General features: G+C 34.5%; 22 protein-coding genes and 3 pseudogenes. 20 read left to right on the forward strand and 5 right to left on the reverse strand.

Going from position 1 to position 25,436, the window contains the following annotated elements; genetic code table 11:
* Positions 1 to 169 precede the first annotated feature (169 nt).
* From ACH6CY_RS11065 to ACH6CY_RS11135, 15 genes are all read left to right on the forward strand, one after another.
* Entirely contained in the window at positions 170 to 718 is a 549-nt protein-coding gene (locus ACH6CY_RS11065; RefSeq protein WP_374067397.1) for a hypothetical protein, read from the forward strand.
* 5 nt (positions 719 to 723) lie between these two features.
* The gene (locus ACH6CY_RS11070) at positions 724 to 1,740 is read left to right on the forward strand and encodes a bifunctional lytic transglycosylase/C40 family peptidase (protein WP_374067442.1); all 1,017 of its coding nucleotides are present in this window, start codon (positions 724 to 726) and stop codon (positions 1,738 to 1,740) included.
* A gap of 15 nt (positions 1,741 to 1,755) precedes the next feature.
* Positions 1,756 to 2,667 carry a conjugal transfer protein gene (locus ACH6CY_RS11075; RefSeq protein ID WP_374067398.1) on the forward strand — a complete coding sequence of 304 codons (912 nt, stop codon included), beginning with the start codon at positions 1,756 to 1,758 and terminating at the stop codon, positions 2,665 to 2,667.
* Between the two features lie 237 nt (positions 2,668 to 2,904).
* Positions 2,905 to 3,624: an ABC transporter ATP-binding protein gene (locus tag ACH6CY_RS11080; RefSeq protein WP_374067399.1), complete on the forward strand. Its 720-nt coding sequence runs from the start codon at positions 2,905 to 2,907 to the stop codon at positions 3,622 to 3,624.
* Positions 3,593 to 6,055: an ABC transporter permease gene (locus tag ACH6CY_RS11085; RefSeq protein ID WP_374067401.1), complete on the forward strand. Its 2,463-nt coding sequence runs from the start codon at positions 3,593 to 3,595 to the stop codon at positions 6,053 to 6,055. The genes ACH6CY_RS11080 and ACH6CY_RS11085 overlap by 32 nt, the downstream gene beginning before the upstream one ends.
* Positions 6,056 to 6,061: 6 nt before the next feature.
* On the forward strand, positions 6,062 to 6,568 hold the full coding sequence (locus ACH6CY_RS11090) for a PadR family transcriptional regulator (RefSeq protein ID WP_374067402.1): 507 nt from the start codon (positions 6,062 to 6,064) through the stop codon (positions 6,566 to 6,568).
* A 75-nt stretch (positions 6,569 to 6,643) separates the two neighbouring features.
* Complete coding sequence (locus ACH6CY_RS11095) at positions 6,644 to 7,279, forward strand: hypothetical protein (protein WP_374067403.1); 636 nt, start codon at positions 6,644 to 6,646, stop codon at positions 7,277 to 7,279.
* Positions 7,280 to 7,700: 421 nt separating this feature from the next.
* Complete coding sequence (locus ACH6CY_RS11100; RefSeq protein ID WP_374067404.1) at positions 7,701 to 8,138, forward strand: RNA polymerase sigma factor; 438 nt, start codon at positions 7,701 to 7,703, stop codon at positions 8,136 to 8,138.
* On the forward strand, positions 8,122 to 8,376 hold the full coding sequence (locus tag ACH6CY_RS11105) for a helix-turn-helix domain-containing protein (RefSeq protein WP_374067405.1): 255 nt from the start codon (positions 8,122 to 8,124) through the stop codon (positions 8,374 to 8,376). Before ACH6CY_RS11100 ends, ACH6CY_RS11105 begins: the two co-directional genes overlap by 17 nt.
* Positions 8,377 to 8,742: 366 nt before the next feature.
* Positions 8,743 to 8,889, forward strand: a complete 147-nt coding sequence (locus ACH6CY_RS11110; protein ID WP_306068122.1) for a conjugal transfer protein — start codon at positions 8,743 to 8,745, stop codon at positions 8,887 to 8,889.
* Between the two features lie 60 nt (positions 8,890 to 8,949).
* Positions 8,950 to 10,026, forward strand: coding sequence for a recombinase family protein (locus ACH6CY_RS11115; RefSeq protein WP_374067406.1), 1,077 nt, complete (start codon positions 8,950 to 8,952; stop codon positions 10,024 to 10,026).
* Positions 10,027 to 10,125: 99 nt separating this feature from the next.
* Complete coding sequence (locus tag ACH6CY_RS11120; protein ID WP_374067407.1) at positions 10,126 to 10,731, forward strand: hypothetical protein; 606 nt, start codon at positions 10,126 to 10,128, stop codon at positions 10,729 to 10,731.
* Between the two features lie 269 nt (positions 10,732 to 11,000).
* Complete coding sequence (locus tag ACH6CY_RS11125; RefSeq protein ID WP_374067408.1) at positions 11,001 to 11,153, forward strand: hypothetical protein; 153 nt, start codon at positions 11,001 to 11,003, stop codon at positions 11,151 to 11,153.
* Between the two features lie 28 nt (positions 11,154 to 11,181).
* Positions 11,182 to 11,472 (forward strand): recombinase family protein, encoded by a 291-nt coding sequence (locus ACH6CY_RS11130; protein ID WP_374067443.1) that lies wholly within the window; start codon positions 11,182 to 11,184, stop codon positions 11,470 to 11,472.
* Complete coding sequence (locus tag ACH6CY_RS11135; protein ID WP_374067409.1) at positions 11,459 to 11,998, forward strand: recombinase family protein; 540 nt, start codon at positions 11,459 to 11,461, stop codon at positions 11,996 to 11,998. Before ACH6CY_RS11130 ends, ACH6CY_RS11135 begins: the two co-directional genes overlap by 14 nt.
* A gap of 69 nt (positions 11,999 to 12,067) precedes the next feature.
* On the opposite strand, the gene ACH6CY_RS11140 is transcribed toward ACH6CY_RS11135, so the two are convergent.
* Both ACH6CY_RS11140 and ACH6CY_RS11145 read right to left on the reverse strand, forming a co-directional pair.
* Positions 12,068 to 12,553, reverse strand: coding sequence for a hypothetical protein (locus ACH6CY_RS11140; protein ID WP_374067410.1), 486 nt, complete (start codon positions 12,551 to 12,553; stop codon positions 12,068 to 12,070).
* 22 nt (positions 12,554 to 12,575) lie between these two features.
* The gene (locus ACH6CY_RS11145) at positions 12,576 to 13,145 is read right to left on the reverse strand and encodes a DUF4879 domain-containing protein (protein ID WP_374067411.1); all 570 of its coding nucleotides are present in this window, start codon (positions 13,143 to 13,145) and stop codon (positions 12,576 to 12,578) included.
* Between the two features lie 211 nt (positions 13,146 to 13,356).
* Between ACH6CY_RS11145 and ACH6CY_RS11150 the strand changes: the two are divergent.
* The 4 genes and pseudogenes from ACH6CY_RS11150 to ACH6CY_RS11165 all read left to right on the forward strand — a co-directional run.
* Positions 13,357 to 14,081, forward strand: a pseudogene (locus ACH6CY_RS11150) (IS4 family transposase); the annotation flags it as partial.
* Between the two features lie 252 nt (positions 14,082 to 14,333).
* Positions 14,334 to 14,651: a DNA cytosine methyltransferase gene (locus ACH6CY_RS11155; RefSeq protein WP_374067412.1), complete on the forward strand. Its 318-nt coding sequence runs from the start codon at positions 14,334 to 14,336 to the stop codon at positions 14,649 to 14,651.
* Between the two features lie 77 nt (positions 14,652 to 14,728).
* Entirely contained in the window at positions 14,729 to 14,881 is a 153-nt protein-coding gene (locus tag ACH6CY_RS11160; RefSeq protein ID WP_374067413.1) for a hypothetical protein, read from the forward strand.
* Between the two features lie 448 nt (positions 14,882 to 15,329).
* Entirely contained in the window at positions 15,330 to 16,106 is a 777-nt protein-coding gene (locus tag ACH6CY_RS11165; protein ID WP_374067414.1) for a helix-turn-helix domain-containing protein, read from the forward strand.
* A 333-nt stretch (positions 16,107 to 16,439) separates the two neighbouring features.
* Here ACH6CY_RS11165 and ACH6CY_RS11170 read toward each other — a convergent pair.
* The 3 genes and pseudogenes from ACH6CY_RS11170 to ACH6CY_RS11180 form a co-directional block, all read right to left on the reverse strand.
* A pseudogene (locus ACH6CY_RS11170) lies at positions 16,440 to 17,510 on the reverse strand (IS4 family transposase).
* Between the two features lie 464 nt (positions 17,511 to 17,974).
* On the reverse strand, positions 17,975 to 19,252 hold the full coding sequence (locus ACH6CY_RS11175) for an IS1380 family transposase (RefSeq protein WP_374067415.1): 1,278 nt from the start codon (positions 19,250 to 19,252) through the stop codon (positions 17,975 to 17,977).
* 299 nt (positions 19,253 to 19,551) lie between these two features.
* Positions 19,552 to 20,675 (reverse strand): annotated as a pseudogene (locus ACH6CY_RS11180) (IS4 family transposase); the annotation flags it as partial.
* A 225-nt stretch (positions 20,676 to 20,900) separates the two neighbouring features.
* Between ACH6CY_RS11180 and ACH6CY_RS11185 the strand changes: the two are divergent.
* A complete protein-coding gene (locus ACH6CY_RS11185) occupies positions 20,901 to 25,334 on the forward strand; it encodes an AAA domain-containing protein (protein WP_374067416.1) in 4,434 nt (1,477 codons plus the stop codon).
* Positions 25,335 to 25,436 lie beyond the last annotated feature (102 nt).

Genomic DNA, 25,436 nt, shown 5'->3' on the forward strand with positions numbered 1-25,436 from the left:
AGCTTTAGTTTTGGTAAGTCCGTAAGTTCATTCACTTCAATATTTGTATTTACATTTAGTTGTATGTGCATAATAATTACCCCAGATTATTATGCAGTAGCGAGTTAGTTTTGTACATTCTTATCTAATCACTTTTGTACATTTCTAAACTATCATTTATACAGGAAAAGTGCTTGGTACAAAAAATCAGGTTCGGGCAAATGTTAAACACCGAAAAGAACAATTAATTGATTTACCAACGAGTACAAAATATGCAGTGATGCAAGGAAAAGAACAGTTGAAAAAGCCAGTTCACGATTTTAAAGAAGGTGTGGTACAAGCAAAAGAACAAAGACAAAAAGCAACAAAACAAAGAACAGTGAAACATCGTCAAACGATTGCAGATAGACGACGTGCCTTGGATAAAAAACGTGCACCTTCTCGTGATCCGTCTCCTCATACACGACCAGTTACTCAAAGAGAATCGATTGTGGGAAGAATTGTACAGCAAGGTAAGACATCAACAAATGCTCAAGAATATTTAACCCCTGAAATGCAGGATCAATTCAAACAGTCGAAATTGAATAGAAAAGTATCAGTTTATAAAGAACGTCCTGAAATAGAAGGTAAACAAAATATACAAAAAGTGATGAAGCGCCCAGATAAACCAATCAAAGTAATGAAGAAAAGAAAGCTTCAGAAACGTTCTGCGCCTATGCATAGGAGGGGACGTCAATGAAAGTTATGCGATTAAAAATAATGCTCATTACGTATGGAGTAGGCTTTCTACTCTTTTTTGGCTTGTTGGTTTTTGTAGCACTTTTCATTTCTAATGACGATGATTCATCAGGAGGAAATTATTCTGATATGGAAAGTGGTGGAAGTGTTTCGGTTTCAGCAGATGTATTAAAATATCGCTCAACAGTAGAAAAATATGCGCAAGAATATGGCGTCAGTGAATATGTATCAACATTACTCGCAATTATGGAAGTGGAAAGTGGTGGAAGATTAGTTGACGTAATGCAATCCAGTGAATCCATGGGATTACCGCCCAATACGTTAGATTCGGAAGAAGCATCTATAAAACAAGGAGTAAAATACTTTGCCGATTTAATACAATCCGCGGAATCTAAGGGAGTAGATGGAAATACAGTTATACAAGCCTATAACTATGGCGGTGGTTTCATTGATTATGTCGCACAAAGAGGAAACCAATATAGTTTTGACTTAGCACAAAGTTTTGCGAAGGAACATTCAGGTGGAAGTAAAACGACTTACTCTAACCCAATTGCGGTAAAAAAGAACGGTGGTTGGCGATACCTGTATGGCAACATGTTTTATGTTGATTTAGTTAATCAATACTTTCACTCCCCACAATTTGATGGTGATATTGTTCAGCTAGTGATGGATGAAGCCTTGAAGTACGAAGGTTATCCTTATGTATTTGGTGGGGATAATCCAAGCACTTCATTTGATTGTAGTGGACTTACGCAATGGAGTTACCAAAAAGCAGGAATTAATTTGCCAAGAACAGCCCAACAACAATATGACTTTACAGAACATATCTCTTTGTCTGAAGCAAAGCCAGGTGATTTAGTGTTTTTCCATTCAACGTATAATGCTGGAACGTATGTTACTCATGTTGGAATTTATCTTGGAGATAATCAAATGTATAACGCAGGTGATCCGATTGGCTATGCAGACTTAACGACTGCTTATTGGCAAAAGCATCTAATTGGAGCTGGCCGAATTAAACAATAGGAAGGGTTGGAATAGATGAAAAACGTATTTAAAAAAAAGGGAAAACAAACATCGGAAACAAAGTCATCGAAAACAAAAGTAAAAAGTGTTGGCACACGTAAGAAATCCGTCACAGTTTTGTGGATTGTGTTAATTAGTAGCCTAGTCTTTGGGATTTATAAGAACTTTACGGCAATTGACCAACATACCGTTCATGAAAAAGAAGTGACTGAAACAAAGCTTGTGGACACAAGTGCGATTGAAAGCTTTACGAAAAATTTTGTGAAAGATTACTATACGTGGCAAAACAACAAAGAATCGATTGAACGACGAGAAGAAAAATTAAGTCTTTATCTAACAGAGGAATTGCATGCTTTAAATTCTGATACAGTAAGAGCAGATATTCCTACTAGTTCGAGTGTCAGTGATATTGATATTTGGTCAGTATCACAAGAAGATAATGATGCTTATGCGGTTGTTTATACGGTAAAGCAAAATATTACGGAAGATAAGAATAGCGAAAAACTCAGTTCTACTTATCGGATCTTGCTTCATCAAGATAATGTAGGTAACTTAATTATTACACAAAATCCTACTTTATGGAACACGCCGAATAAATCAGATTATGAACCAGAGCAACCTGAAAGTAATGGTACAGTAGATTCTGATACGACGCAAGAGGTAACGGAGTTTTTGGAGACGTTTTTTACGTTTTATCCGACTGCAACTGAGAAGGAACTTGCTTATTATGTAAAGGATGGTGTCTTACCTTCAATTAATAAAGACTATATATTTTCTGAGTTGATTAACCCTATGGTCCAACAATCTGGAGAACAGATAAAAGTTTGGTTATCAGTGAAGTATTTAAATGAAACGACAAAAACAATGGAAATCTCACAACATATCCTTTATTTAGAAAAAGATATTAACTGGATGATTGTTAGATAAAATCGTTAAAACTTTCACTTATTTACGTGGACATTTTATGAACACTCCTTTTTCCATTATTTAGGGCCGTTGAACCCTGTATTTAAGATCTACTCTAAATACTTAGTATATATGTAAAGTGAGGAATATCATTGGAATAAAAGTATTTTATGAATTTAATAACCTTTATAAAGATATATCCTTTGAATTCTTATATACTTAGTATATAATAATATTGAAATTAGGAGGTTTGATAAAGTGATTAAAGTTAAAAATCTTAAAAAAGAATTTTTGCAAGGACAAGAAAGAACTAAAGTATTAAAAGACGTTAGTTTACAAATTCAAGAAGGAGAATTTGTAGCTGTTATGGGGCCAAGTGGATCTGGAAAAAGTACATTACTCCAACTTTTAGGTGGCCTTGATGTACCTACTGAAGGAGATATTATTATTAATAATAATTATTTAAATAATATGACGGAAAAGGAAAGAACAATATTTCGTAGGAAAAATATAGGTTTTATATTCCAAAACTATCAATTACTACCTAACCTTAGTGTAGAAGAAAATATTGCTTTTCCTCTTCACGCCGATGGAAATTTAACAAAAGAAAAGAAACAAGTAATTTTAGAGTTATTAAATTCTGTTGGATTGAAAGGACTAGGCCGTAAAAGAGCTAATTTGCTTAGTGGGGGCCAACAGCAACGCGTGGCTATAGCTCGTTCATTGGTTAGCAAACCAACAGTATTATTGGCAGATGAGCCAACAGGAAATTTAGATAGGAATACAGCCGAGGACATTCTAGGTTTAATTACAAAATTCAATAGAGAATACAATCAAACAATTATCATGGTTACTCATGATATTTTCGCCGCTGGGTTTGCGGATCGAATTATTCTGTTCAAAGACGGGGTAATCGATCAAATAATTTCTAGAAAGGAAGAAGATTATGCTAAATATGTGGCGAATTTCATGGCGTAACGTAACACTAAACAAAAAAAGATTTTTCTTTTCATTGCTTGGGATAATTATTGGTGTCGCTTTTATTACATCTATGCTGATTGCAGATAAAACAACAAATGAAGTTTTTAAGTACTATGAACAGATGTATGTAGCAAATGCTGATTATTGGCTTTTAAGCGATGAACAAACTTTTTCAGAAGATAATGTTTCAGCCAAATTAAACAATACAATGGTTACTGAATCATTGTTTGTACTTGATAAACAAGCATTCATTGACCTGAGCGATAAATCATTGAATCAACGGTCCGTACGAATAACAGGTGTAAATGATCAAAATAGCTCTTTATTAAAACTTCCTGTTATTGAAGGTAGTTTAGACAATGAGGGATTGATAATACCGGATGTTCTAGCCAATCTATTAAACAAAAAAGTTGGAGATACCATTCAGTTTAGTAATTTGGGAGAAGCTAAAATTTCTGCAATTGTTGAGTATACCCAATTACTTGCAAGTCCAAGTAATTGGGAAGGTGCTAAGTCTGCCAGCTTTAGAGTAATGGCACCACTTAGCATGTTAAGAGAGTGGACAAGTATGGATAATGAACTTTCTTATATAAGACTTCAAACAAATGAAGAAGGAGAACAACTCTTTCAATCATTACAGCAAGAACTTAAGGATACAAATGTATATATTCAACCAGTTGTCGCGGATGATCGACAAAGTAATGATATTGGGGGACTCTATACATTCTTTTACTTAATAGCTGGTTTATCAATGCTCATTAGTGGCTTCATTGTCTTTAATATGATTTATACAAGTGTGATGGAGAGGAAAAAGGAATTTGCAATAATGAAAAGCTTTGGTTATCTGCAAGCCTCTATTTCTAAGCTTGTTCTAATTGAAGTAATACTAATGTCATTAATTGGTACCATTATTGGGATACCAATTGGTATTTGGCTTGGTGATATTTTTATGCAAACGTTACTCAGTGTGTTTGATTTTGATATGGTTTACACTCTAAATTGGAAAATACCTACAGTAGTGGCTATAGTAATAGGAATTGGATTCCCAATTATTTTTTCCTTATTTCCTATATATAATGCTGGAAAAACGTCAGTTCTCTTAACATTAAAAATGGGGAATCATACAGACTCATTAAAAAGACAATATGTATTTAGAGGTATTGTTGGAGTGGGGTTACTTACTTTTATATTTATTGATCATTTTGTTTCCTATTTAGCTATTTTAGCAAGTATTATTTTACTGTTCCCATTCTTGTTAAAAGGAATAAGTAAAATTTTTAAACCTATTTTCAAAGTATTTCTCGGCTATTCAGGAATATTATCTACCCACAACCTTACGAAGCAGTTAAATCGAAATGCCAACACTTCCGCTATACTTGCTATAGGGATAGCAGTAATTTTATTGTTAAGCTCTGTTATAGAATCAGCACCTGAAGGTTATGAGAGTGAAATTAGGAATACGTATGGAGGCGATATAAGAATTACTTCAGAAGCTCCTTGGTCTAGTGAGGATATAACAACTTTATTTTCTTATGATTCTATTGCAAATGTTGTCCCTTTAACAGAAGCGACACCTATTACATGGAAAACTATTAATGAAGAGGATAGGCAATTTTCTATTTTTGCCATCAATGATAATGGGCCTGCTTTATTTGAAGATTCAGGAAAAGATTCACTATATCTAGACTTACAAGAGGAACCAACTATTCTGCTTGGTAAACGAGCTTTTGATGAATGGGGTGGAAAAGTTGGAGAATACATGAATGTAAATACTCCTTCAGGTAAACAAAAAATTAAAGTTATTGATGTCGTAGATACCTCACATTATTCAGGATATGTTGGTTTTATGGATGAGGGGCATTTAAATAATGAATTCGGTTGGAAAAATAGCTTTGATATGCTACTAACATTAAACAATAAATATAACGGTGAGCAGTTACGGGATCAGTTATGGAAAGATTTCAATGGGCACCTTTCAAAAGTTAAAACAGTCGAAGATGAAATTAAATCAACTACCTCTGCGCTGTCTGGTATGAACGAATTAATATTAATCATGCTCTTCCTAATTATTGCTCTAGCAAGCATTGGTACAGCTAATACTCTTTTGATGAATACCTTGGAACGTACATCCGAAATTGGAACAATGAGAGCTATTGGATTTACTAGACAGCAAGTAAGGAAAATGGTGATTGGAGAAGGTTTACTCATAGGTTTAGCAGGAGTTATTGGAGGAGTAGTATCAGGTATGATTTTACTCTACGTAATTAGTAAATCAAAGCTTTTAGGGGATTTTATATCATTTCAGATGCCTATTAATAATATTGGGGTAGCATTGATTGCTGGTCTTTTACTAAGTCTCTTTGCATCTTGGATTGCCAGTACGACAGCTAGTAAAACAAATATTTTATCATCACTCAAAGAAGGTTGAGAAAACATGTCAGTAAAATATGGAATATTAACGCTGCTATTCCAACAAGAAAATCATGGATATGAATTAAAAGTTGAGTTAGAGTCTCTTTTAGGAATCAAAGGTAAAATTAATCCTGGTCAAATATATACTACTCTTGATCGTCTAATTCGTGACCAACTTGTTTCGTCGGCAGGAATTGATGATCAAGAAAGAAAGTTATATAAGTTAGAGTCGGAAGGTGAAAAAGAATTAACAAGATGGTTGTTAGAGCCTGTACCATACTCTTCTACTAGAGACGAGTTCCATTTCAAATGGAGTTGTGCTCGCAAAATTCATTTTGATCAGGAAAATATTATGCTTGATCAACAAAAAGCACTAATAATGAAAGATGTAATGGAGTTGACTAAATTAAAGACTGAGTTACTTATTAAAGGTGAAGAAGATAAATATTTATTAATAAGTGGTACGCTCTTACATTTAGAAGCAGATTTAAATTGGATACATCAAATTGAAAATAGAAATCGTTCATAAATATCTCAGGGTGTTCCCTTAAATACTATTATCGTTGTTTAAACTAATTTATTAAAAAGAAAAAGGAAGATTTTTATGGATTTAATTATTAAATATAATTGGGAACTGTTTATTTTCATAGAATTTTTGTCATTTGGATTGCTAGTTTTATTTGGTATATTTCGATATTTTTTTGATAAATCTAGACTTAGTATTATGTTTATTTTTATCTTCCTCTTTATGTTAATAATTGAAGGGGCGCTTGGGCTATATGTCTATTCGCAAACGGGTGAAATTTCAACCTTCCAAATTGTTATTTTTGTTTTCATCATTTATGCGTGTACATTTGGCATATTCGATTTTATGAAATTGGATCGCTGGATGCGTAAAAAGATTGGTACATTACGTGGTATTGAATTATTGTCGGATAAAGATTATAAAATTATAAATCGAAATAATAATCCTAAATATATTGCAAAAAAGTATCGTCTTTCATCTTTTATACATTTACTTATATTTGTATCAGTTCAAGCTATTTTTTGGCTGGTGGGTACAGAAAGTATTTCAGAAATAAAAATGTATTTAAGTAATTTTTCATGGATAAATAAAGGAATAGCCGAAGAATCACCTTATCCTAATGATGTAACCTTGGGGATTGGAGTAATTTGGGGAATTGTTTTTATAGCTGATTTTATTTATTCGTGGTCTTATACACTTTTTCCAAAAAAGTAGTAATGAAAAGCCGTTGTTGAGTTGTAAATTAGATGTAGAATAAATTAATCAAAATAAACATGCTGAAAATGGTTGGTTTCTCTAAAAATTAATATTTTAGAGGTGTATTAAGTTTGTTCTAATTTAATGATATAGCGGTTAAAAGGAGGAAATCTCCATGTATATTAATTTCTCAACTGACTATGTACCATTCAATGTTTTAAGAGAAATTTTAATGCACTATGAAATGGCGAGTTTTCCAGTCTATCGAGTTACAGTACCTAATGAAATATTTAAAAGTTTATGCCCAACTGGCTGAAGTTCAGTTGGGATTTTTTAATAAAAGTACTGATTTTTTTGGCATTTTATAAAAAATCTTGTTGAAGGTTATGAGAGGGGAAATTATCACCCACCTTTGCAGTTGCAAAGGGAGAGGAAATGCATGATAGAACCAGATCGTACCGAATGGCAAATACGTTGTGCTTTTAATGCTTTTTGTAAACGAGTATTGAAGAATGAAGCAATCAATATTTATAACGAAATGCAACAACGGTTAACAAAGGAGATGACCTTTTCGGATCTAACACCACAAGAGGAAAATCAACTTTATACCTTAGACAAGCAATATGAGGGAGAAGAAGGAGAAAGTCTACAAGTGGCTGGAAAGAAACTCACTCCAAAATTACTTGCTGAAGCATTACGTACTTTGCCAATAGAAAAGCTTAAGACCGTCCTACTATACTATTTTTTTGATAAATCAGATGTAGAAATTGCTGAACTACTAGAAATTCCTCGTAGTACTGCTCAGTATAGACGGACAAGCTCTTTTAAAAGGTTAAAGCGATTTTTGGAGGAACATGCAGATGACTGGGATGATTGATGCTAACACAAAAGACAACGAACGTGGTTTATTACCATATCCAATTATATTGGCTGCAAATAAGGGTGAGCCAGAAGCGATGAAATACGTTATTTTGCATTATGGAAGCTATATGGCAAGTTTGTCCATGCGTAAACTTTATGATGAGCGTGGCAATATGTATTGGGGCATTGATGTAGACACACATGATCGTTTACGTTCGAAGCTTATGCAAGCCATTTTAGCTTTCAAGATTTGATTACATGGTTAGGTTTTCCCTTTCATTAATCATATATTAGTTCTTTGACAAAGAAAGCACGGAAGATAACGCCGTGCATTATAAACTGAAAATCAGATACGTTCTACTGATGCAGAGCCATTTGATTCATACGCCATGACTTTCTATAGAAACGAGCGATTATCTATGAATCTAATGTAATCGTGGTGGATTGCTGGCGATAACTCATCAGATAGGATAATGATACTCCTCTACCGTCATGGTTCGAGCGTTTGAAGCGTCGCAAGCTATGAGTAGAGCTGGAAGGAATACTTGCAGGGGTGAAATTCCCGTGGAGCTGTACCGACAGCCGTCTGATTTTTAATTGATTATAAGGGGGCGTGTTTTTTGAAACAGAATTTGATTCTTTATAGTATGCAAATTGCTATGTTAAAACAACTGCTAACCCGTAAATTGATTACTGAGAAAGAATATTACATGGTGAAAAATAAATTAATGAAAGAATATGGCATCATTTCTGATATTACAGGCTGAATTGTGTTTCTATTGGCGATACAATAGAAAGTAGATAGGAACACAAAAGGAGGAACTGTTATGTCAAAGGTAGAAGTGATTCGTGCCAATAGTAACTTAGCCAACCAGAAACGTGGAAAAGAAATAAAACAGCTTAGGGTGGCAGCGTATTGTAGGGTAAGTACAGATTCAGAAGATCAGTTAAGTAGCTATAAATCACAAGTCTCTTATTACTCTGATTTAATTCAGAAAAATGTTGAATGGGTGTTAGCTGATATTTATGCGGATGAAGCGATCACAGGTACACAAGTAACGAAACGTGAAGATTTTCAACGTATGATCAATGATTGTATGAATGGAGATATTGACATGGTAATTACGAAATCAATATCTAGATTTGCAAGGAATACATTAGATACGTTGAAGTATGTTCGTATGTTAAAAGAAAGAGATATAGCCGTATATTTTGAAGATGAAAAAATCAATACACTGACAATGGATGGTGAATTGTTACTTGTTGTTTTAAGTTCAGTTGCTCAACAGGAAGTAGAAAATATCTCTGCTAATGTTAAAAAAGGATTAAAGATGAAAATGCAACGTGGAGAGTTGGTCGGTTTTCAAGGGTGTCTTGGTTATGACTATCATCCAGAAGATAAAAGTATTTCGATTAATGAAAAAGAAGCTGAAATAGTTCGTTATATTTTCCAAAGGTATGTTGAGGGAGCTGGTGGTAGTATCATCTCAAGGGAGTTAGAGAATTTAGGCTACAAAACAAAGAGAGGTACTCCAACATGGGCAGAAACAACTGTACTTGGAATTATCAAGAATGAAAAATATAAAGGCGATATTTTAATGGGAAAAACTTTTACACTAGATCCTATTTCAAAACGTCGATTAGAAAACTTAGGTGAGGAAGATCAGTACTATTTACGAAATCACCATGAACCAATTGTCAGTGCGGAAATATTTGATAAAGCACAGGAAATCAGGATGAGAAGAAATCGCGGACGAAATACAGTAGAAAATAATGATGGGAAGCGAGAGAAGTATAGTCGTAAATATGCGTTTAGCTGTATGATTGATTGTGGTTACTGCGAAAGTACATTAACAAGACGCAGATGGCATAGTTCAACAAAATATAGCAAAACGATTTGGTAGTGCGTTACAAGTACAAAAAAGGGAAAAAAGTTCTGTCCAGACAGTAAAGGAATACCCGAAGAAGCCATTGAAAAAGCCTTTCTAGAAAGTTGTCGAATTATGTGTAATAATAACAAAGATGTCTTGGAAGAATTTTTGCAACGCATGGAAGAAACATTGAGTTCCAATACGTTTCATAAAAAAATATCTAAAACAGAAAAAGAAATTCAAGGATTGGAAAACAAAAAGAATAAATTAGTGGACATGAGATTAGAGGAAATCATCGATAAGGAAACGTACGAAGAAAAGTACAATGCACTCATGCAGGAGATTAATGAAAAGGTGCAAACAAGAGAAAAGTCCTTATCAAATTTGGAAGAAGAGAAGGATATTAAAAAACGCTTGTTAGCTTTCAAAAAAGTATTGGAACAAAATGAAGTGATTGATACGTTTGATCGATATGTATTTGAAAGTGTCGTTGACAAGGTAATTGTAGCTGGAGTAGATGAAGATGGAAATAAAGATCCTGCTATGATTACATTTGTATATAAAACAGGTTTAAGTAATAGTCTCGATGGTGAAAAATTTAAACCTGCAAGAAGAAATGCGAAAAAAGAAAACACAAAAACATCTAACGAATTGTGTTCACATACAGTCAACGAGGATAATAAATTGTGTTCACATAGTAGTAACGACACATGTCGAGTTGGTGGCATTGATGTCTAGGGAATAAATACATCGGCAATTGAAGCATTGATATAGCAAGGTTTAAGTTTATTTTATATGAATAAACAGGTGGAGCCCTTTTTGTTATTGGCTTTAGAAAGACTGAAAATGGGGGTTGAGTTAATAAAATAGATTTTTGGTAGGGGAGTTGACAGGATAGATGTATGGAATAAAATGTGCTATATTTAGACTAATCATATAGTGAGAAAAGATATTAGATGTGATTAGTCTAAATGAATGTAAGAACATAAGTGCCAGGAGGTAAGGGGATGTCTGATCAACGTAGAATTCACTTTATTCCGCCAAAACCTATTAAACGTGAAAAACCAGTAGGCATTTATTGTCGTGTAAGTTCCAATAGTATGGAACAATTGAATAGCTTAACAACCCAAGTATCTGCCTTAACTAGATTAACACCTTAATTGGTTACTTGTTGATACATACATAGACATTGCTTCAGGAAAAGCGAAGTCTAACCGCAAATCATTTAATCGTCTAATAAAAGATTGTGAAGGAAAAAATATAGAAATCATTATAACCAAAAATATCAGTAGATTTGGTAGAGATACGGTTGAAGTGCTTGAAGGATTGAACAAACTAAGGGAACTTGGAGTACGTGTTATTTTTGAAAAAAAAGGCTTAGATACAGCTGATACGGATAGTGCTTTAATGATTTCCATTATCGAATCCATTGCGCAAGCAGAAAATGAATCTCGCAGTGAAAATATTGAATGGGTATAAATGTCATACCGCCCAAGGAACGTCTAAACTGTACAACGGAAAATGCTATGGCTACGAAAATGATGAAGATGGTCTGTTGATTATAAAGAATGAAGAAGCTAGAAATGTTCGATTGATTTATGACTTATATTTACGTGGCTTAAGCATCATAGGTATAAAAAGAGAGTTAGAGAAGTTAGGAATAAAAACACCAACAGGGAAAGAAAAGTGGAGTAAACGAACGATTGATGTCATGCTGAGCAATGAAAAATATATCGGTGTAGTTAGACTGCTCAATGCCGGAGAACATCAAGAACATTATGTATCTGAAAACAATCACCCAGCAATCATTTCAAAAGAACAATTTGAAGCGGTGCAAATGGAAAAGAAGAAGCGAAGTAATATTGTGAAAGGCGAAAATGAAACAAAACGGAAAAACAAAAAATATAGTTCGAAAGCGAAGGAGGAATTTAAAAGGTTGAAACAAAATGAGAAACCAAAGCAAGTTAGCGATTTCTTGCCTATGTCTACTCGTTGGTTTTTATAAAGTTATATCACTACCATTATATTATCGTTAATACAATGGTAGTGATATATGGGGTGAAACAGTATCAGTCTAGTGTTTTAATTTTTGTAAAATGGCTACTATACTTAGATTTGCTTGAGCTCCAATGATATTACCGTAACCAAATGCCTGATCCGCCCTTGCTTGGAATTCCTTTATCCAATTCCTTTCCCCTGATTTATTTGCCTTGGTAGCATACATAGTGAAGTTATGGGATACGCTAGGTATATCTTGTTTAATAGATTCCGTAGCCCTACCAAGGTCAAAAGTTATGAGGGCGTGTTCTTTTAGGGATATTTCGTCGGCTTTATACAAGGCTGAACTAATCTTTTTAAGCTCCTGAAATGTAGCATTAGTAATATCGTATTTTTCAGAGAGGGTTTTCAAAGTTTTCGCCGTTTTTATTTCTAATGAAGATATATTTTTCGTCCCTGTGTGTGTTTCGATGCTAAACAAATTATTAGTATCAGTGTGTACTTTCTTTGAAGTAGTGAAATTTACAGATAATGGTGTTGTAACAATTTTATTGATATCCATATTAATTCCCCCTCAACTTTAGTTATCTAATATTCATCCATGTATTCATTGTATTCCAAGGATAATTGATAGATGTAGCTTGATAAGTAAATTTACCCTTTTCATACCCACTTGCATCCCACCATCTAAATACGCCATCAACAATGTTATCACCATTTAAATCGATGTCTTGCTGCATTAACATAGATATATTTACACCATCCATTTGTGCAATTCTTGATGTATTACTACTATAACCAATTTCCCTTGTAACAATATACATTTCATCTCCACCATGATCCTCAATAGATGCCAGTTGATTTTCTGAAAAGTATTCATACTGAGGATAAATGGTAGATATAGCAGCATATACATTCAAAGAAGTTAATGGAGAAGCAGCTCCCTGAAATGGAACTATTGATTGATTTGGTATTTCTGCTTTTTCAATAAATTGGGCATTAGGATATTCCTCCTGTATAGATTTCAATATTTGAACCTTAAGAAATTCTTTGTTCCCATCACTTGATAACATCTCGGAAGATGCTGAAACAGTTCCCATTGCAAAAAAGATGGCAAACACTGTACTTACCATTAATGTAATTATCTTCTTCATTTCCGTAGTCTCCTAATATTTTTTAAAATTGAGTTTTGAATGTAGACTCATATTTTATTAATAGAATCTCATTAGCGTTGCATTAATTGAAACTAAATATTAAAAATACCCACAATTTTCACTAATTTACTATGATGCAAAGAAAAAGTCCTTTATAATGGATATAGTCAGGTGGTAACCCGTCCAAATCCACTAATAAAGGACAAATCTCATGGATAAGGTTACACGAAAAACTTCATTTGGACAATGGTTTTCATCAATAAATCTTCAATTATTTGAAGAAAATGTGAAAACGATAAAATTAGATTACTATACGAAGAAATTAACGACAGAGTCATTTCTAAAGTTGTTGCTCTTTGCACAACTAGAAGAAGTGGAGAGTTTACATCAACTAAATGATTGCCTTTTCGATGATCAACTTCAAAATGAAATTGATCTTGAATCGATTAGTATTTCCCAGCTGTCTCGTCGCTTAAACGGGTTGAATCCAGATATATTTCAGAGGTTATTCCTTGATTTAGTGTCTCAGATTCATGTGAAAACACATTATACAAAGCTTGTGATGCCTCTGAAAATCATTGACTCAACTACATTGCCATTGAATTTAACCAATCATAAATAGGCCGAATTCCGCAAAACAAAAGCGGGTGTGAAAGTGCATCTAAAACTCGTATTTATGGCAAAAGGATTATCTTATCCCGAAAATGCCGTTATTACTAATGCAAAAGAACACGATCGCAATCAGCTTGAGGTCTTAGTAGATGACAAAGCATGCATGTATGTATTTGATCGTGGTTATCTCGATTACGAACGCTTTGATCGCATGACCGATGATGGTTACTTTTTCCTTTCACGACTACGAAAAAATGCGTTTATACGAGTTGTTGGTGATGATTTTACCCCCCTAATGATTCAGCGGTACTGTCGGATAAAATGGAGTCATCATTGCCACAACTAGACTAAATATAACCATCAAACTTAGAAATTTCTTACCCACTATAATTCCTCCTAATTTAGATAATGAATTTATTGAAAAACTCATTATCTAAAGTTTAACATAATTTTACTTATATTTGTTATAAAATATCTATAAAATGTAATTTTATTAGTGAACTTTCAACACTTTATATTCTTAAAATGTAAGCGTCAAATAAAATACACATCGTCCGACCCTTTCAAGAGAGACGCATGCGAAGTACAGCCAAAGAAAGAAACAAAAAAGGATTTCATGGAAGTTTCGGAAAGACAAACGATCCCTTCCCTACTTTGTTAGCGGGATCAGTCAATAACTTTTCTTTCTGGTACGAAGGGAAAGAAAAAGAAGGCTATATTCGACAACTTACGCCATTAGAATGTGAACGTTTAATGGGTTTACCAGAGGGCTGGACAGCTTTAGGGAACAAAGGTGAAGCGATTAGTGATTATGCTAGATATAAAGCAATTGGAAATGCGATTGCTGTACCATGTGCGGAATATATTATGGATGGTATTGCTGAAGTTTTATAAATAACAAAACTAACGTATGACAAATTTTATCTGTCATGATTTTTTTACTGCCCAAAATATGGTTGTGTGTGATTTTTATGGAAGGAAATGAAGCAAAAGTAATGGATTGGATTGAAGATTTTCCGTTTTTTCCTCATGGAAAATTGATACGTGATAAAAATGGAGAAAGCATGCTTGTTTTTTGGTGTGTGATTTATGGACGTGTAGATTATCGTTTACAAGAAGCGTAAGAAGTTTGAAATACAGTAAATCATTTTCTCTTTCCACCGAAACCATGAATATATCAGATTAAAACCATTTTCAGTCCAACTTAACACTGTATTTCGCAGTGCTTTTTTTCTATCGATTTTAGAAAAAAATTGTTTTTATGTTAAACTATAAGTAAGAGACTGATATTCAGCAAACGGGCCAAATTGATTGTTAAACAATTATATGTAGGAAAAACAATAATTTGAACGGACTTATTGGAAGTAAAAAAGGGGATAAAAGATCTCTCTTTTTACTATGATTTATATTTGAATAAATAAATTGTTTAAGAGTGGCATGAGAAAAAAACTTTAAAATACACGATATAACAACAATGCAACCACAAGGTGACAATGTGCATTCCCCATGTGATAGAAATAACAGCAATGTTTTTATACACTAAAACTAACAAAATGCAAGGAGTTGAAGGGAATGTTTGGTGAAAAACTTTTTAAGCTTAGAAAAGAAAAGGGGTTTTCTCAGGAGACTTTAGCTGAAAAACTAAACACCTCAAGACAAGCAATTAGCAAATGGGAAAATGGTCAGGGATTTCCCGAAACAGAAAAGCTCTTGATGATTGGAAATATCTTTGAGGTATCCATTGATTACTTATTGAAGGATTCCGTTGAGAACAATGAGGAAAAAGAAGGTTATTATGTTAGCAGGGAGATGGCAGAAGCTTTTTTGTTAAGTACACAAAAAACCGCCAGGCACATAGCATTGGGTTTTGGTCTTTTTACCTTGGCTTTTGAACCTTATTTTATTTTAGGGAAAAATTCAGTATTAGGAGTATTTTTAATTATTGTTATTGCAGCATTAGGGATTGTTTCTTTTGCAACATTAGGTTTTGATCAAGGACAATACACAGTTCTCAAAAAGGAAGTTTTATTGTTTGATTCAAATTACTTTAAAGAGCTAGCAGGGAGATATGAGAACTTTAAAGGAAAATATTCAGTAATGATGGTGATTGGTGCCGGTTTACTGGCAATAGGGTTTTTAGCCTTTGCCTTGGAGAAAAAGTTAGATATGGGAGTCTTGGTTCCTTATTACCCAATTTTTGTGGTTCTAATAGCTTTTGGTTTATATATATTACTTCGTATTATCACAGTGCTTTCTGCGTATCAATTACTTGTGAAAAATGATGAGCATACAAGTCGATTTGGTTTTAAATTAAAACAAAAAGCAAAGAAAAAATTTGATGATTTTTAAAGCTTATATTGTATAACAAACGGGCGCGATTGTTGAACAATTATATATTGATTTTATTACACTCAGAAGTTAAACATTCTGAGTGTTTTTTTATGGGAAATGATATTTTAACTACCAATTTCATGATGTATTTGTATCCTTCAAAAGATTTGTGATATAAAATTAATACTTTTTATTGTTTATATTATTTCAATAGTGTCGCATAAATAATATTTGAATATTCAGACTACATTTTTAGGTACAAAACAAAAAAGTTGAAACACCTAAGTTAAGGTAGTAAACATCCATTTTTTTACGATAGCTAATGGCAAGGGCAACAGTGACTAAGAAGCTTTACGGGACGCCTTTCCCTTTAATTTTTTGAACCCAAATATATGATGGGCGCCATGTTCAGTTGAGCTAAAACGTTTAGGCAATACACAATCATTGCCAGATACACTTGATTGTGAACAGCCTGCTCGCTACGCCCATAAAACTTTTTAATACTTAAATGTTGTTTCATCCATTTGAAAAATAGTTCAATTGCCCATCTTGATTGATAGATCTCGGCTATTTCATCAGCGTCTAAATCAAAGCGATTGGTGAGTAAAGTTAGCTCATTTCCTTTTGTATCTAATAGTTTCAATCTACGAAATACGTTTTCTGAACGATTTTGCGATGTTCCGATGACAACCATTTCGTCTGATAATACGTTAGATACTGCTGGAAGTCGAAAAGTCTCAAGCACTCTTACCACCGCATTCTTTCGCAAGCGTGAAACAAAAAAGTAACCATCATCTGTCATACGATCGAATCGTTCATAATCCAGATAGCCCCGATCAAAAACATACATGCAGACTTTGTCGTCGATCAAAACCTCTAGTTGTCCACGGTCATGTTCAATTGCATTGGTAAGAACCGCTTGATCTGGATAGGAAAGACCTTTTTCCATAAACACAAGTCGTCAATGTAGCTTGACACCTGACTTTGTTTTACGAAATTCAGCCCATTGATGGTTCGTTAAATTTAATAGCAATGTACTAGAATCAATGATCTTTAAGGGTGTTGTTCCTTTTCTTCGTTTTTGAAAATTTGTTTTTTCATGAATCTTAGCAACTAAATCCAGAAAAATCGTTTGAAAGAAAGCAGTTGGATCTGATTTAGCTTTCTTCCTAGCTGTGAAAAACTAATGGATTCTAACCCAATTGCTTGTTGTAAATCATCTGAGAAAACAGCATCACTGAGTGCTCGTAAGCTTTCAGTTTCATGAAGTGGAGCATAAAGCAGTAATGACATAAATGAATCCATATGTAGCTTTTTTGTATAGTGATTCAGTTGATATGTTTTCACCTGTTCTTCAAATAAAGTTTGATTAATAGGCGTTAACCATTGTGTAAATGATATTTTTCGTGTAGACTTATCCATGACTTTTGTCCTTTATATTGGATTTGGATAGGTTACTACCACCAACCATTATAAAGGATTTTTTTATGGGAATATACTAAATACAGAAAATTCTGTATTTAGTATTACACGAAAATATTTTAATGCGACGCTAGTGATATTTAATAAATAAAACTAAAGTTTTTTGGGAATTTCTAGTGCTCGCTGGAACGTATCATTAGTTTTTATATATTTTCATATTAGCATAGGTAACCTGAATTATTCATACTTCCAAGCAAAGTCGGAAACTGAAACTAAATATCAGTATTTTGTTTTTCCAGCATCAATTAAGTTGTAATTTTAGGTTATGACGGATTAAAAACAAAAGATCCTAAAAACTCCCTGATTTTGGGCAGACTTCTCCCTTGGACTTGAATTTGCTTTAAAAATTGGAATGAAAATAGGTTTCACTCTAGTTTTAACGATTGAACCCCCCCTAAAACTTTCTAAAAGAAATCTTGGTACACAAAACTAGAGGACAACTTAAAATAGAACGATCGTCCCGATTTCACCAATTTACTGGCAACCTTAATAATTCTTGTACGTATGGTTTCAATTTGCATGGTTTTTTGTCCTTCTGGAAAGCACAGCGTTCGTAGCCAATTCGTAAGATTATAGGCTAATAGACTTAACATCATTTTTATTTCATTTACTTGGAAAGAATGACTGTCCATTTTATCTAGATAAAAACCATTTTTGGCTTCCTTGATATAGTTTTCCATCGTGCCTCTTTTTTGGTATGTACGAACAATAGTGTTTGGCGTGAACGCATCAATGAGATTCGTGACATAGAAAGAATGTGTAAAAAACAATTCTCCCGCTGGACGAACCGACTGAATGGTTATCTTTCTTGGTTTAGACCATGATTTTGCTTGATATTCTGTTTCATCAAAATAATATTCAGCTTGTGAAATGTCAGTTGGTGCAGTCGATGGTTGGTATTTATCCGCAAGTCGTTGCAATATAGCATTGGATTTCAAGCGAATCACATAATAGACGGATTCAGCTTCACACAAATCGTATAGCTCTGGGACAGCAAAGCCACTATCTCCACGAATAAATGGAGTGGTTTCTGGGAACTTTTCATTGTAATGTTTAATGATAGGCTCAACAAAGTCCCTGACACCATTAGAAGTATAAACATTTCCAGGGCGCAACTTAGCTTTTAGAAAATCACCAGTCATCCCATCAAAGGCAACTAATGGATGAAAACCTACTGTTCCATAATGGGTATTATAAGCTACCGATTCTTGGTCTCCAAACGTATCAGAATGGGTTGAATCCAAATCGATAATAAGCGCCTTTGACTCTCTATATTCATGCGCTTTATCTAAAAGTTCTTGATTCGCATCATTTAAATGTCCAACTGAACCGTTATCAAACCTTGTATAAAGTCGGGATAAACTAGGTTGAGAAGTTAAAGTGTCTGTTCCTACGACTTTTGTAAAAACAGGATCATTCGTTAAATGGTCAGCAGCATCGTCTACAGCATATCCAGCAATCATTTGATAAATCTTTTGCCTAATTAAATTTTCATTCGAGTAAAGATGGTAGAGACTTTTATCATTTAAGTGTAGATGTTTCATTATCGTTTTTGTAAAACCGATTTTCTCATCGAATTCTCTATAAATGAATTCACCCGTATTAGAAGAAAGAGAACCTCCATCATTAGATAATTTAATTTGACGATTGAATTTTAGCGTGATTTGCGGTAAAGTAGCCATTAGAAGAATCCTTTCTGTAGGTTATTTGGTCGTACTTTTAACTCTAGCAGAAATGGATTCTTTTTTCATTTATTTCATGCATCATTAATTGAGTTGAACTGCTTGATACATAAGCGTGATTTAGTTATTTGAGAATTTCTATGAATAAATCAGGACTGTGTATTTTTTCATTGCAATCTTATGTACTTTTCGTTTGCAATACACACATGGATGGCCTCTATTATCTATGTGTGCTTTATTTGACGCTTACACCATCTCAATTCCATTAAAGCATAGGAAGTTTTCCCTCTAGAAAAGCCCATCAACTGCTGAAGTGCCACAGCCCAATCGAGATCACTAACTTCATCACATAATTCATAAAAACATGTCGCCAAGTGTTCTCTCGTTTGTACTACATCGATTTTGCCACGAGAGAATAATATATCGTGCGAATACGATGGTTGTATGACTAATTAAGTCATCATACGAACAACCTCGGAACTCTTTTTGAAGTTTCAAAAGAGATTTTGTTGTTTTGAAAAAGACTTCAATGTCCCAGCGCATCCCATAAATACGAATAATTTCTTGATCACTAAGAGTACAATCAGTGCTTAAAATCGCTAACCATTCGCTCTTTTTATTTCGATTACGCACAAAGACCACTTTAATAGGCACGCCATTCGTTTGTGTGGTGTGAATAGAACGAAGAATGCTTTTCTTTCCATCTGTAGGTTTCGCTAAACGATAAAGTTCCTTTAAACTCACACGTTAACCATTCACAAGGTAACGCTGTTTCAAGTTCTTCACCATGCCAATGACATCGAGTCTTTGCTCTTTGATGTTCTTAACGAGAGGCTGATACGTGAACCAAGAATCCATCAGCACATAAGAAGCATCGATACCGGCAATCATCGCGCATTCAATCATACCTGGTAGTTGCTCAGCTTCTACTCTGCGTTTATAACCGGAACTACGCTTATCTACTTTTGACGATATGCAATTGATTTGGCTTTTCTTCGAGCTCAATAAAGAAAAGTCCACTGGAATGAACGTTGCACCATCTGACAAGCCAAGCGCGAGTATACGAAGAATCATCTACAATCAATACTTTCTGTCGATCATGACTCGTTAAGTTCGTTGCTTTTTCAATGGTATGAGCGCTTAGAAATAGTAAAAACCTTCTCCAAGCAAAGGTAGATTTGTTTAAAAAGCGATAGTCAGCATTCTTCTCTGGACAATCATTCGCTTTGTTACTTTGAAGTACTTGATATCAGTTATTATTTTCAAAGATTAAACCAAAAATCAATTAGAACAGATAGGCGCAGGTAAAGCCGACAGACTTTGAAATACCAACCTTCCTAAGATGTTTAAACATGTCTAATTCTTTAAATGTGGAAGAAAGTTCATTTGGTAGTTGATTATTTTGGTCATTATTCGCTATCATATAGGAGACACGACTTCGGTATTGGTAGTGTTTTCTAGTCCATTACACTATACCAAAAGTTGAGGTGTTTTTTATACTTATTTTGATTGTCAATGAGCATATTTGAACAATAATAGGCTTTACAGCTAGTTATATTAAATGTTTTTTCTAGCTCCGAAAGTAGAGTAACGTAAATGTAGAACAACATTAATTGTGAACAATATATATTTACAAAAGGGGACTACTATGGCTATTAATAAATATGATCTTGCAGCAAAAATTTTGAAATATTGGTATTTGATTGAGTTTCTTGATCAAGTTAATTTTCCTGTGGAAAGTAAAGAGAATCGAGAAAGTAATAAAAGGGTAGCAGAAGGAGAAAAAAATTGGTATAAGAAGATCACTTTATATCATTCATTTTTTCCAGGGGAGAAAAATCCAACTATGGCTTTTGAAGAGGACGCCCAGATCTATTCAAATCATGGAGAAATATCGGATGAAATTTGTATCTGCATGGGTAAGATCAGTCGAGGGAAATGTGACAAATATCTTAAGCGAAAATTTGGTTTAAAAGATGATACGGTTGAAGAGGACCGTAGCAAAATTTGTTTAATAGGACTTAAATGTGATTCTCGGGGTATTTATATTGAAAAGAGTCTCAGTATTTCTCCACTGATTTGGGGAATTTTGCGCTTACAACATCATAAAGGTGAAATCAGCAATGAAAACTTGGCAGAGTTGCTTTCATTGAACGATTACAGTACAGATATGTCCTTAATGGAAGAACAGCTGACGAATAGTGATGCTGATGGAAAACGTAGCGGAAAAAAACTTTCTTCTGAATTATTACAACAACTTTGTCATTCTGTTGTAAGTAAATATATCTTCTCGCTCGTTGAAAGTGACGATGTAATGATAACGGAAGGTGTTATGATATATAAAAGATACCAATCAGAAGAGGACAAGGCTAAAGATAGTGATTCCCTTTATTTTAGTGATTTAAGCAATAGCTTCTTTACGAATGATTTGCATATGATTCTCAATAGTAATATCTTACGCAATCCCAGTAGTAGTAAAGATTCTGCACAAGAGACGTTCATTGATTATATTGTAGGAGCTTATGCAGAAGAATATCCTGAAACTAAATGGATAGACTTCTCTAAACGGATAGATATCCGTGAAGGCTGGAATGGAAATGACAAGGATGACAGACAAGACTTTTTTAATCAGTATTTTGATATTTCTATGGCACCAATTGGCAAATGGCCTTCTAAATATATGCCGGCATTTATGCAACAGTTAGCTATTAATTTTGGTATGCATCCAGAGGAGACCGGCAGAACCATTTTTTCAGTCAATGGCCCCCCTGGTACAGGCAAGACTACACTTTTAAAGGAGATTATCGCAGGAAATCTTGTAGAGAGGGCTCGACTTCTGGTAACATATGATGACCCGGATAAGGCCTTTGTAGAAAAACGTTTTCAAGATGGTGACAAATCCAAGAATGGATACAGTAAGTATCATAATGTATATTATGAATTGAAAGATAGCGAGATCAAAAAGTATGGAATGTTAGTTGCTTCTTGCAATAATGCAGCAGTTGAAAATATTACAAAAGAGCTGCCGGATGGAACGGCTCTGTGCAAGGGCCTATTGTCAGATGAGAAGGATAACCCGACTGTTGTCAGTGGGTTGGACGAGGTGCGAAGGCTGTTTGATAAAGAGAAAGTCATTCACACAGAAGAGTATAAAATCTGGAATGACGAGCAAAAACAATTCTGCTTTGAATCATATTCAGATATTTATTTCTCGAAATATGCTAATGATATGTTGGATACAAAGGTGAAAACAGAGCATAGTCGATGGGGAATTATATCGGCACCTTTTGGTAAGACAAGCAATATAGCTCACTATGCTCAAAAGGTGCTGCTTCCATATATCAAGGACTTTGGCACAAACGATAAAATTGCAGAGCGTAAAAAAAAGTACAAAGAAACTGTAGGGCAGTTCAAGGAGCAACTTGAGATAGTGGAAGAAATACAGCAACGTATTAGGACTTTTAGCCATGCAAGGAGACGTTTTCAGGAGAAAAAAATTGAGCTTACACAGCAATATGCTCATTTGATGGAAGCATTTAACGAAATTCAGCAGTGCATCAAACAACTTCAAGAACGGGCTATAGCATTGGAGGACCAAAAACAAGAAGTTGTATATTTGGAGCAGGGAGCGATTCAAGCAGTAGACTCCTTGCAGACACGAAAAGAACAACAATCAATTCTTGTACGTGACTTAGAGAGTAAAATTCAAGATATTCGCAGGGGAATCATGGAGCTTGAAGGTAGGCGCAACATAAAAGATTGGTTTTTTGCACTAATCGGAAAAGTCAGTATGCTTATTAAAACCATTGATGAAGAATATGCAAAACTATCTTCCATAGAAGGTCTGTACAAGGAACATAGTAATTACTTAGACCAAATTCTTGAGCAAATGAAGGAGCAAAAAAAACTTTGTAACGAACGGTCCTTACAAGTACAACAGTTTGATAGGGAGCATAAAAAGGCTATCGAGAGAAAAAAGACAGCTGAAGATAAAAAAATGGAAATAGATCAGTCAATAAATGATGTGAAGGATGCGATTGAGTGGGTACAGGCGGAGTATCAGAGTCTGTTACAATCTGCAAAAAATACGGAGAATATTCTGTATCAGATGACCGTTTTGGATGAATCGTTTTGGGAAATGTATGACAGTAAATCGGAAGAGGAGAATACCAAAGCACAAGTGTTGAACCCATGGTTTACGGTTGAATATAATCGAGAGAGAGAGAAGTTATTTTACCTTGCCCTGCAAGTGCATAAGAATTTTCTTTTAGCATCCAAGTCCTGTTTCTATAATATCAGAAATCTTGTCTTGATGTGGCGCTTGATTGAAGATAATGAAGGAAAGTTGGCAACCTTTTCTATGAGAGACCGGGAAAACTGTTTTGGCCCATTATTAAATACTATTTTTTTATTAACACCAGTCCTTTCCACTACTTTTGCATCTGTGGGAAGTATGCTTTCTGATATTAAGCATCAAGGAGAGCTTGGTCTGTTAATTATTGATGAAGCAGGTCAGGCACAGCCACAAATGGCATTGGGAGCCTTGTACCGCTTCCAGCGCGCTATTGTTGTAGGTGATCCGAAACAGGTAGAGCCTGTCGTTACTGCAGAGATGGATACAATTAAAAAGATTATCCGTAATAATGAAAACAGTTTATATCAGTCAAAGACACATTCTGTTCAGGAATTTGCAGACCGTATTAATCCAATTGGTACATACTACACAGATTCATTGGGTGATGATAAAACATGGGTAGGATGCCCGCTGGTAGTACACCGAAGATGTATTAGCCCTATGTATGAAATATCAAATGTCATTTCCTATGATAACACCATGAAGCAGCAAACCCAGAAGCCAAATCCAGAAGAGGAAGCACGTTTTTGCCTGGAAAGTTCCCGTTGGATTAATGTATGTGGTACTGAGAATAGTAGCAGCAGTAAAGATCATTATGTGAAGACACAAGGGCAAAAGGCTATTGAACTAATTTTGAAAGCATTTTTAAAAACTGAGGAAATACCCAGTTTGTATGTGATTACTCCTTTCACCACGGTAAAAGATGGTCTCAAGAAAGAACTAAGTAGATTACGCGAATACCGTAATAATCAGCGTATTCAGGATTGGGCGAGAACCCATATTGGTACAGTTCATACTTTTCAGGGTAAGGAGGCCGATGAGGTGATCTTTTTGCTTGGTTGTGATAAAAATGCACTTTCTGCTGTTCGGTGGGTAAATACAAACATTGTAAATGTTGCCGCAACCAGAGCCAAGTATCGCTTGTATATCATAGGAGATTATATGGTTTGGCAACATTCCCATGTAATGCAGCAAGTAAAATGTATCATGGACAGCTATGCTATTCGTGCATTACATGAAATTGCTAAACATCCAGAGTTGGAGGCGAATCAAAATCAAGTAGAATCATTGCTGAAGCAGGTACCCACAAGTGAGGCCTTCCAGGTAGGAGACGAGATTAGCGATGTCATGGTCAATAACTTTTTGAAGGCAATTTCTGATATATGGAAGAACCAGAATCATTTATCAGCGGAAGAATTAGGGAAAATGGGACTTTCATCATTTTTTATGCAGCATATTGAGCCAAAGATAAAACAAAATCTTATCTGGGGATTAAAGCTATATTCTCTTTTTGTATTGCTCAAAGAACGATATGGATTAGATGATATGGATTATTCCTGCGTTGGAATCATGTTGTGTAAAGCAATGGAGCTACAACTAAAAGATTGTCTTTTGCCCGGTTTTCAACGACTTTTCCCGACGATGGAAGTTAATGGAAGTAGTTTATCCCGAATACGTCCTGAAAAGGCGATGGTGGGAGTCTTTACGCAGGTTTTAAAGAAAGAAAGTAATCAAGATCAGTTGGCTCAGAGGCAGGTAGTGTATCATAATGAGCTATGCGATAAAAGATGGTGGGACATATATTACAGGAATCTATCTGATTTCAGGAATTTAAGGAATATTTGTTGTCACCCAGGATTTTTTGGATGGGATAAGGTAGAAGCCTTAATTTGTATTCTGTTTACTAGAGATGAATTCTCGAAAACTACTGCAGGGAAGAGTTTGTAGGAGTATGCTTTTTATAAATTCCTAAATTGCAATATTAAATGCAACACCCTTTGAGAAACGACTAATTAAGGTTTACCTGTAATTGTGGATCGTGTTGCCTAG

This window comes from Paraliobacillus sp. JSM ZJ581, assembly GCF_044383835.1.
Lineage (GTDB): Bacteria > Bacillota > Bacilli > Bacillales > Amphibacillaceae > Paraliobacillus.